Genomic DNA, 15,928 nt, shown 5'->3' with positions numbered 1-15,928 from the left:
ACCTCATTTGTTGAGTGAGGAATCAGCGCCGCGGATCGTAAACAGAAACCTCAAGTTCGCAAGCGACGGGAGCATGTAGCGGATTTTCGGTACTAGAGAGCTTGGCAACTATCGTTTTTCAAGCACATACCCTACGCCCCGAAGCGTATGTATCAGTTTGGTCTCGAAAGGGTCATCTATCTTGGCTCTGAGTCTTCGAATCGACACCTCTACAACGTTTGTGTCGCAGTCAAAATTCATATCCCAAACCTGCGAAATAATTTGGGTGCGGCTCAGCACCACACCGGTATTACGCATCAGGTAATGCAGTAACGCGAATTCTTTCGTGGTCAGGTCAATGCGCTGACCGTCCCTGAATGCCCTGTGCCGGCTCTGATCAAGCTCCAGGTCAGCGACGCGAATGACCTCTACGGATGCAGGGTGATCTGACCTGCGCATCAAGGCGCGAACCCGGGCCAGCAGCTCAGGGAACTCAAATGGCTTGATCAGGTAGTCATCTGCTCCGTTCTCCAGCCCCCGGACCTTATCCGCCAGCCGGCTTCTCGCCGTCAGCATCATGATACGGGAAGGGCAGTTTTTACGACGCAACAACTCAAGGACCTGCCAACCGTCCATCTCTGGCAGATTTATATCCAGGATAATCAGCTCATATTCGTGCTGCTTAGCCAAGAATAATCCATCTGACCCGGTGTGGACGCAATCTACGACATAGCCACATTCCGTCAGACCTTGACGCACATACTCCGCAGTTTTTACTTCATCCTCAATTACCAGAATTCGCATGGGATTTTGTCTCGATATCACTGAGCAATTAACCGCGCACGCGCGCCGGCATTATTGAAAGGGATGGTAAATCAAAATGAGCGTGCCGGGGCTCAAATGACGGATTTGTAATTTCTAGGTAATACAGTTGATAGTCTGGCGGTATATCTTGTCGCGGTTTGGGTTTGACAGTTGCGGGCCCTCTCTCCAGCAGGTGATTTGACCTTATGAAGTATTGGGTTATTTTCTTCTTTGTGCTGGCTTCGTTCCGCTCAGATGACGGCGAGGTCGCTCACATTGAAGAGACTGGTCATTGGTGTAGTCATGAACTTCACCGGCATGCGATGCGTACAATCGAACGCCTACTTGAATTTTAGGCAAAAAAAAGGCGCCCAATGGGCGCCAAATATCCACCTTTTACCAAAGGAGCACTTAAGCCACTCAAGGTGAATGCGTAATGCTCGTTTTACTAACAGGACCCGCCAATGGATAACTGGCCCAGTTAGCGAATTACAGAATCGAAAGCGGGTACTCGATGATTACACGAGTTTCATCCAGATCCGATTCGAAAGCAGTGGCACGCGTGGTTGCCTGGCGCAACCGGAAGGACAGATCTTTTGCCGGACCGGTTTGGACAACGTATTTGACTTCGACGTCACGCTCCCAACGCTTCTGATTGTCGAGCGGGTTGCCGTTGTCGTCGGTGCGCATGTAGAACTGGTTAGCGTTCGAGTAATCCGCACCCGAGCCTCTGGCGTAGCGCGTCATGAACGTCAGGCCTGGAATGCCGTAGCTGGTGAAGTTCAGGTCATAGCGCAGCATCCAGGAACGCTCTTTCGGCGAGTTGAAGTCGCTGTACTGGATGGAGTTGTCGACGAAAATCGAGTCCGACTGACGCAGGTAGTCGAAATCGTCGTCGCCGTTGTTGCGCTGATGCGACAGGGCCAGGGTGTGGGCACCGTAACGCACACCGACCTTGGCACTCCAGATGTTGTTGTCGAATTCACCCAGGCGCTTCTTACCTTCATCTACGGCTTTGTAGTAGTTGAAGCCACCGATCAGCGCCAGATCGTCGCTCAGCGGGTAAACCACGCTTGTGCCGGCGTAGTACTGATTCCAGACGTCTTTCAGCTGGCTGGCGTAGACGCTCACAGTCCAGTTGTCGTTGATCGAGTAGTCACCGCCACCGTAACCGATCCATGGCGAGTTGACCGGGCCGCCGTAGAACGTCACGAAGTTGTCGTTCAGGTTGCTTGAGACCGGCTGGCTCATCGCATGCAGACGACCACCCTGGAGGGTAAGGCCCTGGATGCTGGTGTTCTCAACGGTCACACCGCGGAAACTCTCTGGCAGCAGGCGAGAGTCACCCGATGCGACGACCGGGGTCGATGGGAAGACATCACCCACTTTCACGATGGTATCGAACAAGCGGACTTTGGCTGCGCCGCCGACCTTGGTGTATTCGTCGCGAGCTTCACCCTTGTTATCAACGGGCAGCACGTCGAAGGAGCTACGGCCGCCGTTGCGCCCATCACCGGTGTCGAGCTTGAGGCCGATCATGGCAAAGGCATCAACGCCAAAGCCAACGGTACCTTGGGTAAACCCGGAGTTGAATTTGCTGATGATCGCGTGCGCCCAGGCTTCGGAGTAGCCGTTCGTATTGCCCTTGCCACTGTTGTAAGTGGGGGCGGTGCTGTCGCGGTTATCACGGTTGAAGTAGAAGTTACGGTTCAACACTGTAAGGCTGCTGCCTTCAATGAAGCCTTCTGGCTTGTCTTCAGCTTGTGCCGAAATAGCATAGCTTCCAGACAGCGCAGAAACTGCCGCCAAATACAGTGGTACTTTGATTTTCATCCGATGCTCCTTTGATTCACGGCAGTTTTTATTATGTTTACCGGCGCGGGTGTCGTTAGTTGTTCTGACCCGGCGGCGCGCCTAGCGTAGCGCGAGCTCATATTTGCAGGCCGAAGATAACGGGAGGGTGATAGGACAATTACAATTTCGTCATCTACCTGTTATTCGGCACCTTCGCACCGCGTGTTTGCCATCTCTGTTGCTTGTATCGAAATCATCGTGTCGGGTTGGGTTTCCCAGTATTTACGGGCATTACAAAGCTTTCTTACGAAATTGTAATTTTCTAGCCACCCCTCTGATAGCTACCGCTCATTAGAGTGCCATCACCTAATCAAGTGGGGCTTGGCAGCTGTTTCGGCGTTCTCGCCAAGCTTTATCGAAGTTTGTGCACGAGGACCATCAAAGTGCCCCGGTATAACCGCAATGTCTTACCCAAGACCCCCGTCTCGCCCTGGAAGATCGCTGCACTCTGTGCAGTCATCTCTGGGTTGATGGCGCCTGCAGCCCTTGCCCAAAGCATCAGCTTGCCCCAGGCGCTTTCGACGGCCATGGATGCCAACCCAGACCTGGCCGCGGCCAGGCAAGAAATTGGGATCGCTGATGGTGCTCGCAAGCAGGCCGGGCTTATCCCCAACCCCACAATCTCGTATGACGTGGAAGACACCCGTCGTAACACCAGCCAGACGACTGTCTCTCTCAGCCAGACCCTTGAGCTGGGCGGTAAGCGGGGGGCTCGTGTTGACGTCGCCACATACGGGCAGACCGCCGCACAGCTTGAGTTAGACCGTCGCGTTAACGGCCTGCGTGCAGATGTCGTCCAAGCCTTTTACGCCGCGTTGCGGGCCCAGACAGGTCTCGACCTGGCCAAGCAATCTCTCGAACTGACTGAGCGCGGTCTTCGCATCGTCGATGGCCGTGTTCGCGCAGGTAAGTCGTCCCCAGTGGAGGCGACCCGCGCTCAAGTGCAACTGGCCGAAGCCCAGCTGCAAGTTCGACGTGCAGAAACGGAAAAAGCGACCGCTTACCAACAGCTCGCTCAAATTACCGGGAGCTCAGTCACCGTGTTTGATCGACTCGAATCGCCAACCCTCTCCCCGGGCTTGCCACCTCGCACTGAAGATCTGCTGGCTAAGCTCGACCAAACAGCAGAAATGCGTCAGGCCGTGGTGCAGATAGACAAGAGCGATGCCTCGCTCGGCTCAGAGAAAGCTCAGCGTATCCCGAACCTTACTGTCAGTGTAGGTAGCCAGTACGACCGCTCTGTGCGCGAGCGGGTCAACACTGTGGGCCTGTCTATGCCTTTGCCGCTGTTCGATCGTAACCAGGGCAACATTCTTTCCGCTTCTCGTCGTGCAGATCAGGCCCGGGACCAGCGCAATGCTGTTGAGCTGCGCCTGCGCACCGAAACCCAAACCGCGTTGAACCAATGGTCCACCGCCATGCAGGAGGTCGAGTCCTACGACAAGACCATTCTGCCTTCAGCCCAACAAGCCGTAGAGACCGCAACCCGCGGCTTCGAGATGGGCAAATTCGGTTTCATCGAAGTGCTGGATGCCCAGCGCACCTTGATCGTCGCTCGTGGCCAATACCTCGAATCGTTGGCAGCGGCGACCAATGCGCGTGCGCAGGTGGAAAGGGTTTATGGCGAAGTCGGCTCAACCGCCGGCACTCGCTGAACGGGCCAAACATTTTCTTCGGCACACAGCCTTGAACAAGCCGGTGCCTACGATCAGCAGGAGTAGCAATGGATAACAAACGCAAGATCGCCCTCGCGGTAGCCGCTGTGGCAGCCCTCGGATTTGGCAGCCTTGCCTGGAACAACAGTTCCGGACAGCAGGCCGCCAGTACTGCCGAGCATGGCGCTAACGATGGCCATGGCGACGAAAAGAAAGCCGCATCTGCCGCCAAAGAGGAAGGTGATGAGGGCCATGGTGAAGAAGGCCACAGCGAAGAGGGCGGTGAAGAAGAGGGCAAGCTGACGCTCAGCGCTGAACAGATCAAGGCCGCTGGTGTTGCCCTGGAAGCTGCAGCGCCTCGTGACCTCGGTACCGTCGTGAGCTTCCCTGGCGAAATTCGCTTCGACGAAGATCGTACTGCCCACGTGGTTCCTCGTGTTCCTGGCGTTGTTGAGGCTGTCCAGGCCAACCTGGGCGAGACGGTCAAGAAAGGGCAAGTCCTCGCGGTAATCGCCAGCCAGCAGATCTCTGACCTGCGCAGCGAACAACAGGCCGCACAGCGTCGCGTCGAACTGGCGCGTGTGACCTTCGAACGTGAGAAGCAACTGTGGCAGGACAAGATCTCTGCAGAGCAAGACTACCTCCAAGCACGCCAAGCGCTGCAAGAAGCGGAGATCTCCTTGGCCAACGCCAAGCAGAAGGTCGGCGCAATCGGTGCCTCGGTTAACTCCGTTGGCGGTAATCGTTACGAGCTCCGCGCTCCCTTCGACGCCGTGGTAGTGGAGAAACACCTGACCGTCGGCGAAGTCGTCAGCGAGGCGACCAACGCCTTCATCCTTTCCGACCTGAATCAGGTCTGGGCGACCTTCGCAGTTCCGCCGACAGATCTGGGCAAGGTCACGACTGGCCGTGCAGTGAAAGTCTCTTCGCCTGACATGAACGTCGAGGTCGAAGGGAAGGTGGGTTATGTCGGCAGCCTGCTGGGCGAGCAAAACCGTGCAGCTACTGTCCGCGTCACCTTGACCAACCCCAACGGCGCCTGGCGTCCAGGCCTGTTCGTAAACATTGCGGTCACCTCCCAGACCGATCGAGTTGCCGTAGCGGTCCCTGAGCACGCTGTGCAGACCGTTGAAGACAAACCTTCGGTATTCGTACGCACCCCAGATGGCTTTGACACCCGCCCGGTAAAACTGGGTCGCCGCGACAATGGGTACGTGGAAATCATCGACGGTATTGAAGCCGGCGCCCAGGTAGCAACCAGTGGCAGCTTCACACTCAAGTCCGAGCTCGGCAAAGCTTCTGCCGAACACGGTCACTGATGCGAACTGACAGGATGATTTCTCATGTTTGAACGTATCATCAGATTCGCCATCGAGCAGCGCATCGTAGTAATGATCGCCGTTCTGATCATGGCGGGTATCGGTATCTACAGCTATCAAAAGCTGCCCATCGATGCGGTACCCGATATCACCAACGTCCAGGTGCAGATCAACACTGCAGCGCCTGGTTACTCGCCCTTGGAAACCGAACAACGGATCACGTTTCCAGTTGAAACGGCCATGGCCGGTCTCCCGGGCCTTCAGCAGACCCGTTCCCTGTCTCGCTCTGGCCTGTCTCAGGTCACCGTGATCTTCAAGGATGGCACTGACATCTTCTTTGCCCGCCAGTTGATCAACGAGCGGCTGCAGGTTGCGAAGGAACAGCTGCCAGAAGGTGTAGAGGCCGTCATGGGTCCGGTATCTACCGGCCTCGGCGAGATCTTCCTGTGGACTGTTGAAGCCGAAGATGGCGCGGTCAAAGAGGACGGTACGCCGTACACCCCGACCGACCTGCGCGTGATCCAGGACTGGATCATCAAGCCTCAGCTGCGTAACGTCCCGGGTGTGGCCGAGATCAATACCATCGGCGGTTATGCCAAGCAGTTCCTGGTTGCGCCGGATCCAAAGCGCCTGGCTACCTACAAGCTGACACTCAATGACCTGGTCGCAGCGTTGGAAAGTAACAACGCCAACGTCGGTGCCGGCTACATCGAGCGTAATGGTGAACAGTTGCTCATCCGTGCACCGGGTCAGGTAGGCAATATCGAAGACATCGCCAACATCGTGATCACCAGTGTGGATGGTGCACCGATTCGCATCAGCAGCGTTGCTGACGTCAGCATCGGTAAAGAGCTCCGTACAGGTGCTGCTACTGAGAACGGCCGCGAAGTCGTGCTCGGTACCGTGTTCATGCTGATTGGTGAAAACAGCCGCACCGTATCTCAAGCTGTCGCCGCCAAATTGGCGGACATCAACCGCACCCTGCCAAAGGGCGTGGTGGCTGTGACTGTTTACGACCGTACCAACCTGGTTGAAAAAGCCATCGCGACGGTGAAGAAGAACCTGGTGGAAGGCGCGATCCTGGTTATCGCCATTCTGTTCCTGTTCCTCGGCAACATCCGTGCGGCTCTGATCACCGCGATGGTGATTCCGCTGTCCATGCTGTTCACCTTCACAGGCATGTTCAACAACAAGGTCAGTGCCAACTTAATGAGTTTGGGGGCACTCGACTTCGGCATCATCGTCGACGGTGCCGTGGTTATTGTAGAAAACGCGATCCGTCGACTGGCTCATGCGCAACATAAGCATGGCCGCATGCTCACCAAAACCGAACGCTTCCACGAGGTCTTTGCCGCGGCGCGAGAAGCTCGCCGGCCGCTGATCTTCGGTCAGCTGATCATCATGGTGGTGTACCTGCCGATCTTCGCCCTCACCGGCGTCGAAGGCAAAATGTTCCACCCGATGGCCTTCACCGTTGTGATGGCGCTGCTGGGTGCAATGGTCCTGTCCGTTACCTTTGTTCCTGCAGCTATTGCCATGTTCGTCACTGGCAAGGTGAAGGAAGAGGAAGGCGTGGTCATGCGCACAGCTCGACTGCGCTATGAACCGGTTCTGCAATGGGTGCTGGGACATCGGAACATCGCTTTCTCGGCCGCAGTAGCCTTGGTCGTGCTCAGTGGTTTGCTGGCAAGTCGTATGGGTAGCGAGTTCATCCCAAGCCTCAGTGAGGGTGACTTTGCGATGCAGGCCATGCGTGTGCCTGGAACGAGCCTCACTCAATCTGTCGAGATGCAGCAGCGTCTGGAGAAAGCGGTGATTGCGCAGGTGCCTGAAGTTGAGCGGATGTTCGCACGCTCGGGTACCGCAGAAATTGCATCTGACCCGATGCCGCCGAACGCCTCTGACGCCTACATCATGCTCAAGCCTCAGGATCAGTGGCCTAACCCGAAGAAGCCTCGTGATGAGCTGATTGCTGAAGTGCAGAAGGCCGCAGCGGGTGTTCCAGGAAGCAACTACGAGTTGTCGCAGCCAATCCAACTGCGTTTCAACGAGCTGATTTCGGGCGTGCGTAGTGACGTCGCTGTGAAAGTCTTCGGCGATGACATGGACGTGCTCAACAACACCGCCAACAAGATCGCGGCAGCGCTCAAAGCGGTCCCGGGCTCATCGGAAGTGAAAGTTGAGCAGACATCCGGCCTGCCGGTGCTGACCATCAACATTGACCGCGAAAAAGCAGCACGCTACGGCCTGAACATCGCGGATGTTCAGAACTCGATCGCTATCGCCGTGGGTGGCCGTCAGGCCGGCACGCTGTATGAGGGCGACCGTCGGTTCGACATGGTAGTACGCCTACCAGAGACCGTTCGCACCGACGTAGCGGGTATGTCCAGCTTGCTGATCCCGGTACCTGCCAATGCGGCACAGGGTGCCAATCAGATCGGCTTCATCCCGCTGTCCCAGGTCGCCAATCTGGACCTGCAACTGGGCCCGAACCAAATCAGCCGCGAGAACGGCAAACGTCTGGTTATCGTCAGCGCCAACGTTCGAGGCCGCGATCTGGGGTCCTTCGTTGAGGAGGCGACCGCATCGCTGGACAAGAAGGTGCAAATCCCTGCGGGCTACTGGACGACTTGGGGGGGCCAGTTCGAGCAGCTGCAGTCGGCTGCCAAACGCCTGCAGATCGTTGTTCCAGTCGCCTTGCTGCTGGTCATGACCTTGTTGTTCCTGATGTTCAACAACCTGAAGGACGGCATGCTGGTCTTCACCGGTATTCCATTCGCACTCACCGGTGGTGTTGTGGCGTTGTGGCTGCGGGACATCCCACTGTCGATCTCGGCAGGTGTCGGCTTCATTGCACTGTCCGGCGTTGCAGTACTGAACGGCCTGGTGATGATTGCCTTCATCCGCGGGCTAAGGGAGGAGGGACGAACGCTCAGACAGGCAGTCGATGAAGGTGCATTGACCCGTCTGCGACCTGTTCTGATGACAGCCTTGGTAGCGTCCCTGGGCTTCATCCCGATGGCTTTGGCCACCGGCACCGGTGCCGAAGTTCAGCGGCCATTGGCGACGGTGGTGATTGGCGGGATCCTGTCCTCCACCGCACTGACCTTGCTGGTACTGCCTGCCCTGTATCACTGGGCACACCGCAAGGATGAAGACGGCGACGAGGCCGAAGTGGTTAGCTAACAGCCTCCGCTAAAGAGAAGCCCACAACACGTGTTGTGGGCTTTTTTGTTTAAAGTGAAGTAGATGCACTTACCTTTCAAAATTGTAAGTTTCTCGTCATGCCGGTGATGCCTATGCATTGCTAAGGTTACGCCCGAGAAGTTTTGAAATTGAGAGGGTTTTATGAAAAAGCTAATTATCGCTGCTGCACTTGTTGTTTTCTCGGTGGCTTCGCAGGCCAACACTTTCTCCGAGAGCAAGCAGCTTCAATACACCAAGGAACACCAGACCGCAGTGGCCAAGTACGCGGAGAAAAATGGCAAGCCAATGCCAGAGATTCAGGATTACAAATATGGCATGAAGATAGACGTTGCGAAATTCGTACGTCAGTCGCAGGACCCCCGTACCTGCCAGGTCTATCCACGGTTGATGACCTTCGAGGACTCCCAGGGCACGCTCAAGACTGTTCGTTACTCGATGTATTCGCAATGCATCAACAACAAGTAGTAAACGATTTGAACAGAACAATTAGAGAATTCATAAATGCCAGGCAGTGCCTGGCATTTTTTATTACGCCCGATACCCCATAGCTTCGAAATGTTAACGCCTGGGCTCGGGCAAACCGTGCAATAGATCTTAGCCAACCAACAGAGACGGCTCCCCAACTGCAGAGGGCAATTGGAAGCCTTGACCCCAGAAGGGACGAGTTATGAAGAGTTTGCTTGAACGCCCTGATGACCAAGCCGGGCATGAAGGTCATAGCCATGAGCATGGCGGCATTTTTGGAATGAACACAGAGCTGATTTTCGCGCTGATCTGTGGTGCTCTCCTGGGTGCCGGAGCTCTCGCAGGAAAACTTGGCCTGATTGATCGTCTGCCTCTGATTCTGTACGTGTCGGCCTACGTGTTCGGTGGATGGTTCACCACTAAGGAAGCGGTTACCAACATCCGTCAGAAACGCTTCGAGATCGACTCGCTGATGCTTCTCGCCGCAGTCGGTGCCGCGAGCATCGGCGCCTGGGCGGAGGGGGCTCTGCTGCTGTTCCTGTTCAGTCTGGGGCATTCCCTTGAAAGCTACGCGATGGGGCGGGCCAAGAAAGCGATTGAGGCACTGTCCAAGCTCGCACCAGCCACCGCGATCGTACGCAGAGCAAATGGCACGGTGGAGATGCCCGTGGAGCTGCTGGTTCCCGGTGACGTTGTCATCGTGCGCCCCAATGACCGCCTGCCGGCCGATGGTTTTGTAGTCGTAGGCTCCTCAAGTATCAACCAGGCGCCAGTAACCGGTGAGAGCGTCCCCGTGGACAAGCAACCTGTTCCTGATGCCGAACTCGCACGCAGCAAGCCAGATGCAGTGGATGCAGCCTCGAAAGTCTTCGCCGGTACCATCAATGGCGAAACGCTCATCGAGGTTGAGGTAACCCGGCGCTCTACGGAGAGTACCTTGGCGCGGGTCATCAAGATGGTCAGTGAAGCCGAAGTCAGGAAGTCACCGACCCAGCGATTCACGGACCGCTTCCAACGCATATTCGTCCCGTTGGTTTTACTGCTGGTAGTCGGGCTGCTATTTGCCGGCATTTTCCTTGACGAGCCGTTCCGTGACTCGTTCTACCGGGCGATGGCCGTACTGGTTGCAGCCAGCCCCTGCGCGCTCGCGATCGCTACACCAAGCGCCATTCTCTCTGGCATCGCCAGGGCAGCCCGAGGTGGCGTGCTGATCAAGGGCGGTGCGCCACTTGAAGAGCTTGGATCATTGAATGCCATGGCATTCGACAAGACCGGTACCCTGACCGAAGGGCGCCCACGTATCACCGATGTAATACCCATAGGCGGCACGCAGATCGAGGATCTGCTAAACGTCGCCATCGCTGTGGAGTCGATGAGCGACCATCCGCTGGCTGCGGCAATTGTGCGTGACGGTGAAGAGATGATTGGCACACGGCGCCGATTCCAAGCCAAGAACATGAGCAACATGATTGGCCGCGGCGTGCGTGCTGAGCTTGATGGGCAGTTCGTCTGGATTGGCAAGGTCGAGATGTTCGGTACCAATGGTATTCCCGCACTCAGCAAGGCAGCCCTGGAGGCTGCGGAGCGTCTACGTCAGTCAGGCCGTACCACCATGGTGGTACGGCGTGCTGACAAGGATCTGGGCGCTATCGGGCTATTGGACACACCCCGGGAGGGGGCCAAAGAGGCACTCCAGAAGCTTAGAGAGATGGGCATCGAACGCATGGTCATGATTTCTGGAGACCACAACCGCGTTGCAGAGGCTGTAGCCAAACAAGTTGGCTTAGATGAAGCGTGGGGAGACCTGATGCCGGAAGACAAGGTCAAGGCCATCAAAAACCTGCGCCTTAGCGCCAAGGTGGCCATGGTGGGTGACGGCGTCAATGATGCCCCTGCCATGGCCAGTTCGAGCGTTGGTATCGCAATGGGGGCTGCTGGATCTGATGTTGCCCTGGAAACGGCTGATATCGCGCTTATGGCTGACGACATCAGGCAACTCCCATTTGCGGTGGGGCTGAGCCGTCACACGCGATCGATCATCCACCAGAATCTGTTCGTCAGCTTGGGGATTGTGGCCATCCTGGTTCCGTCCACCATCATGGGCTTGAGCATTGGTGCCGCTGTTGCGATCCATGAGGGCTCCACACTGTTGGTCGTCTTCAACGCCTTGCGCCTGTTGGCCTACCGCAGAAGCACCTGATCCCTGAGCTTCAATCATGAAGCTAAGCAGGGAAATGACCTGAAGTAGAAGTACGGGTCGTGCGCGATCAGCGCACGACCCGTACTTTTCTCTCACTCGTCGATCCCGATGCGCTTGAGGCTTTCAAGGGCCTTTCCGCACTCAGGTGAGCCATGCCGTAAGCCGCAGGCCAATGCAGCTTTGAGGCTCATGACACCGGCTACGAAACCGACTTGATTGCCGACTCCGTGTCCGTCCGCAAATCCCTGATCATACGCAATCTCGACAAGCGCATTGATCGCCGCCAGGGTGTCCTGTTTGTTTTTACTCTTTTGCATATCTACTCCGCGAGCATTCAGCTCATATCGCTCGGTTAGGTGGCGGCGCCTTCAGGTTTGGGGTGAGCGAATCCCGCTCCCATAGCCAATCCCTAACGGGGGGCTCAGCCCGCCACCGTAAGGAAAATCAGCTATTGAGAGCAGATGACTCGTTTTGGTCACCCGTGCTGCTCGCCTCACCGCATTGGCACTGAGTGGGTACATCCGGGTAGTCGCTGTGATTCTCAATGAACAGCGTTCGGCAGGTTTCGCACCCATAGATCCGGGGCAGGGATTTAAGGCCGCTCGGAAGCACGTCACTCAGAGGCTCGTTATGCCAAGGAGCCCCGTCAAGGATTCTTGAACGCAGGATGTTTCCCAGGCGCCAGGTGTCACTTTGTGCGCGCCAGGACCACATCGGCGCAGAAAGCGAATACTGGATGAAGGTCTCTTGTGACTGCCTGGATAGCGGGTACTTGGGGCGGGTCCAGCCGGAATCGATGATGCTGAACCCCATGCCCATTTCTGCGCTCGGGTGGGTCTTTTCACCAAAGAAACGGTCATGCGTCGCTGGAGCCGTCGCATGATGGTCAGTCGGTGGGAATACCCACAGATAACACTCATCCCGGTTGACCATGCTGATGAGCTCGCTTGGCCCCCGCATGGGGGAATTTGCAGCCAGGGCGAAGCGATCCTTCCACGACATTTTGGGAGGCGGCGCAATACCAGCAGCGATGGCCAACGTGGCAGTCTTGGGGACGAAGCGATCGCCTAGCTCGTTCAGATCCAGGTTCTTGCAGAGAGCCTTGAAGGCCTTTTTGCGAGTCTTCGAGCTGAAGGAGGGGTCAAGGAGCAGGCGAACCTGGTTCACGCCGATTCCCGCAGTTCGTAGCACCTCAATGACTTCTTCAGCCACACCGACTGCTTGAAGATCGGTCAATCCTAAGCACGTTTTCGCCCGCTCGACCGCCGCGTAGAGGTTGTACTGCCGTGTCTCGTTGTCACGACAGACCTGAATTGGCAGCTTGTCTTGGATGGCAACTTGCGGTGCAACGGAGCCGATGGCCGCGTGGAACAGCTGGTGGAGGTGCAGATGAGAGTACGGGCGGCCAGAAGCCGAGAACGAGGCGTGCAGCTGAGCAGCGAGAGGTTGAAGCAGCTTTTTTGCAGACATGACTATCCCCTAATGAGCGACGTTTGTAGTGGTCTAATGAAACCGGACACTCATTTAGGCGAGAATGCTCGCCATATCGAGGTGTCAGATGACCAAGCAACGTCGTGTCTTTTCCGCTGAATTCAAACGCGAGGCTGCTGACCTCGTACTCAAACAAAATTACAGCTGCATCGAAGCCAGTCGTTCACTCGGCATTGGCGAGTCGGCCCTGCGCCGTTGGGTCAGTCAGCTTCTGCAGGAACGCACAGGCGTCACCCCGCAGAGCAAGGCGCTCACCCCAGAGCAGCAAAAGATCCAGGAGCTGGAAGCCCGAATCGCCCGTCTTGAACGAGAGAAATCGATATTAAAAAAGGCTACCGCGCTCTTGATGTCGGAAGATCTCGAGCGTTCGCACTGATCCATCAGCTAAGCGCCCATGAACCTGTTGACTGCTTGTGCGAGGTGTTCGAAATCACCCGTTCGACTTACTACGCCCATCGCCTCAGGCGGCGTTCTCCGGGCGTTGAGAGAATTCGATTACGCAGTCGAGTCAACGAACTGTTCACCCAGAGCCGAAACGCTGCTGGCAGCCGAAGTATCGTGTCGATGATGCAGGATGATGGCGAGCAGATCGGGCGTTTCAAGGTGCGAGGCTTGATGCGGGAACTGGGGTTGATCAGCAAGCAGCCTGGCTCGCATGCCTACAAAAAAGCAACGGTCGAGCGGCCTGACATTCCAAATACACTGAATCGTAAATTCGATGTTCCCGAGCCAAACAAGGTTTGGTGCGGTGACATCACCTACATCTGGGCGCAAGGGAAATGGCACTACCTGGCCGTGGTTATGGATCTCTATGCTCGCCGGATAGTGGGCTGGGCGTTATCAGGAAACCCGGATGCTGACTTGGTCACCAAAGCACTGGATATGGCCTATGAGCAACGCGGGAAGCCTCAAGGGCTGCTGTTTCATTCGGATCAGGGATCGCAATATGGAAGTCGCCACTTCCGTCAGCGTCTGTGGCGGTACCGCATCAGCCAGAGCATGAGTCGCCGGGGCAATTGCTACGACAACTCGCCGATGGAGCGAGTATTTCGCAGCTTGAAAACCGAGTGGATACCTTCAGTGGGTTATATGTCGGTTCAGCAGGCACAACGAGACATCAGTCATTATTTGATGCATCGCTACAACTGGATACGGCCTCATCAATTTAATGGCGGGCTAACGCCGGCTCAGGCCGAGAAAAAACTTAACGTCGTGTCCGGGATTAGTTGACCACTACAGTTGGGGTAGCTGCGCTTGTAGGGCCGTTAGACGCGAAGCTGGACGTCGAATCAGGTTCAATCATGAATAGGAGTCAGGTTTGATTTGCTTGCACGGCCACCATGCAAAGCCCGACGCGGCAATCACATCAGATTCGCCGAGCTTTGGCAAGAGCGGTCATCGGTAAGCGAAAGCAGGTAGGAGGAGGGCGCTCCATGCTTGATCACCTCCAGAAACAGGAAAGCCGGAAGCACGTTGAGCGCTTCCGGCTTTCTCACGTCAGACTGATGAGAGGGATCAGAAGACGTATTGCAGGCGGGTCACGATGGCATTGCCGCTGTCGTCGCCCACGGTGTTCTCGTTGTTGTCGGTGCGCACGTTGATGTAGTTGGCACTGACTTTCACCGCCTCGTTGACGTACCAGTTCACACCCACCGTGTGGCTCTTGGCCTTGCGCTCGTTCGATTGGTCCGCCGCGGTGACCAGGTTGCCGTCTTCGACCTTGATATCGTCAAAGCGGTAGAAGACTTCCCAGGCCCCCAGTTCCTTGTTCTCTGGTTTGATAGTGTCGAACTTGGCACCATCGAGCTTGTAGATACGCGGCTCGCCGGTCAGGGTGTAAGCCATCTGGGCGTAGTAACCGGAGGCCTTCATGTCGTTGTTGGCCTGGTCAGCTTTCAGCTTGCGGCGAAGGTATTCCGCTTGAACCGAGAACGGGCCGGTGGCCCAGGCACCTTCGAGACCCCAGACCGAGTCGTCCTTCCACAGGCCATCTTGTGCAGCAGCACCGCCAAACAGCATGCGGTTGCCGTTGGTGCCGGCATCGCCGCCGCCATTGGTATCTACACCGCGGACGCCCAGACGCGAACGAATCCGGGTATCGACCGCACTGTTTTTGAGGTCGCGGTAAGCGTACTGAGCACCGACGTGCAGGACGTTGCCATCACTGTGCAGCGGTGCGAACACGCCACGTACGTTGTAGCGCTTGGTGCTGTCGCCATCCGAGTTGTTATTGGTTTCGCTGAAAACGCTACCGGAAACATAAGCCATGTCAGCGATGGTGCTGGTGGCTTGAACACCCATGCCGGCGTTGTCGTTGATCCAGTCCGCCAGGTCGTACGAGAGGTTCCGCTCCATGGCGGTGGTCCACTTCGAACTGGTGGCTTTCTCAAGACCGAAGTCGGTGTAGAAACGGCCAAAGCGCAGTTGCACCGGCTTGAAACCCGTGTAGGTCAGGCTGGCTTCGTCGAAGTAGCCGTCGGAGTCGTTGCCCGTGTTGCGGGAAAGGTCGTAGTTGAGCTGATACTTCCAGTCGCGGTACAGCACGCCACCGAGCTCAAGGTAGGCGCGACGGAAGTAGCCTGCGTCAGCGGTATCGCCATTCTTGGTGAAGACACCATCGAAACGGCCGTAGTCGGCCTGAACTCGGCCGCCCAGTTTGAAACTGAATTCCTTGTCAGAAGTCGATACTTCAAGACCGCCCTTGGTCTTCAGAACGATGTCAGCTCCGTCAGTGGTTACTGTTCCGGAGAATGCTTGCGAGGAAAATGTGCCTATTATTGCGGCAGCCAACAGCTTTTCCCGCATGTTCGAAGAACGGATCATTGCTTGCCTCTCGTATGTTAAGTGCTTAGCTACCGACGTTATATTTCGCCCTGCGCCGGCCTAAATTTATCTTGCAGATGGGAGCAGGCCACGGTTGTCACCTGCTGTAACAAGATGCCTTTGTTCTAAGC

11 protein-coding genes are annotated in these 15,928 nt (G+C 56.4%); 6 read left to right on the top strand and 5 right to left on the bottom strand.

All coding sequences use genetic code 11. The annotated features are described in order from the left end of the window. Window positions 1–108: 108 nt before the first annotated feature. Together AC4PS6_RS10900 and AC4PS6_RS10895 are read right to left on the bottom strand one after the other, a co-directional pair. Window positions 109–783: a heavy metal response regulator transcription factor gene (locus tag AC4PS6_RS10900; protein WP_003253420.1), complete on the bottom strand. Its 675-nt coding sequence runs from the start codon at window positions 781–783 to the stop codon at window positions 109–111. A gap of 489 nt (window positions 784–1,272) precedes the next feature. After that, complete coding sequence (locus AC4PS6_RS10895; protein WP_003253422.1) at window positions 1,273–2,616, bottom strand: OprD family porin; 1,344 nt, start codon at window positions 2,614–2,616, stop codon at window positions 1,273–1,275. A gap of 404 nt (window positions 2,617–3,020) precedes the next feature. Here AC4PS6_RS10895 and AC4PS6_RS10890 point away from each other — a divergent pair, with 404 nt between their 5' ends. From AC4PS6_RS10890 to AC4PS6_RS10870, 5 genes are all read left to right on the top strand, one after another. After that, window positions 3,021–4,292: a TolC family protein gene (locus tag AC4PS6_RS10890; RefSeq protein WP_010951456.1), complete on the top strand. Its 1,272-nt coding sequence runs from the start codon at window positions 3,021–3,023 to the stop codon at window positions 4,290–4,292. A 68-nt stretch (window positions 4,293–4,360) separates the two neighbouring features. After that, window positions 4,361–5,611, top strand: coding sequence for an efflux RND transporter periplasmic adaptor subunit (locus AC4PS6_RS10885; protein WP_010951455.1), 1,251 nt, complete (start codon window positions 4,361–4,363; stop codon window positions 5,609–5,611). Between the two features lie 24 nt (window positions 5,612–5,635). Then, window positions 5,636–8,797, top strand: coding sequence for a CusA/CzcA family heavy metal efflux RND transporter (locus AC4PS6_RS10880; RefSeq protein ID WP_010951454.1), 3,162 nt, complete (start codon window positions 5,636–5,638; stop codon window positions 8,795–8,797). A 162-nt stretch (window positions 8,798–8,959) separates the two neighbouring features. Beyond that, window positions 8,960–9,283 carry a DUF2790 domain-containing protein gene (locus tag AC4PS6_RS10875; RefSeq protein ID WP_003253432.1) on the top strand — a complete coding sequence of 108 codons (324 nt, stop codon included), beginning with the start codon at window positions 8,960–8,962 and terminating at the stop codon, window positions 9,281–9,283. A 202-nt stretch (window positions 9,284–9,485) separates the two neighbouring features. After that, window positions 9,486–11,483, top strand: coding sequence for a heavy metal translocating P-type ATPase (locus tag AC4PS6_RS10870; protein ID WP_010951452.1), 1,998 nt, complete (start codon window positions 9,486–9,488; stop codon window positions 11,481–11,483). A 92-nt stretch (window positions 11,484–11,575) separates the two neighbouring features. Here the strand turns inward: AC4PS6_RS10870 and AC4PS6_RS10865 are convergent, their stop codons facing one another. Beyond that, window positions 11,576–11,800: a hypothetical protein gene (locus AC4PS6_RS10865; RefSeq protein WP_010951451.1), complete on the bottom strand. Its 225-nt coding sequence runs from the start codon at window positions 11,798–11,800 to the stop codon at window positions 11,576–11,578. A 127-nt stretch (window positions 11,801–11,927) separates the two neighbouring features. After that, window positions 11,928–12,953: a hypothetical protein gene (locus tag AC4PS6_RS10860; protein ID WP_011953109.1), complete on the bottom strand. Its 1,026-nt coding sequence runs from the start codon at window positions 12,951–12,953 to the stop codon at window positions 11,928–11,930. 88 nt (window positions 12,954–13,041) lie between these two features. Between AC4PS6_RS10860 and AC4PS6_RS10855 the strand changes: the two genes are divergently transcribed. Continuing rightward, window positions 13,042–14,204, top strand: a protein-coding gene (locus tag AC4PS6_RS10855) for an IS3 family transposase (protein WP_282374564.1) whose coding sequence is annotated in 2 segments (ribosomal slippage) — window positions 13,042–13,297 and window positions 13,297–14,204 — 1,164 coding nt in all. Because the reading frame shifts where the segments join, the coding sequence is not laid out codon by codon here. Between the two features lie 285 nt (window positions 14,205–14,489). Here AC4PS6_RS10855 and AC4PS6_RS10850 read toward each other — a convergent pair. Beyond that, complete coding sequence (locus AC4PS6_RS10850) at window positions 14,490–15,797, bottom strand: OprO/OprP family phosphate-selective porin (protein WP_009395904.1); 1,308 nt, start codon at window positions 15,795–15,797, stop codon at window positions 14,490–14,492. Between the last annotated feature and the right edge of the window lie 131 nt (window positions 15,798–15,928).

This window comes from Pseudomonas sp. DW-iso17 (assembly GCF_058725345.1).
Note: the sequence above shows the minus strand (reverse complement) of the source record. Positions and strands in the feature narration are given on the sequence as shown.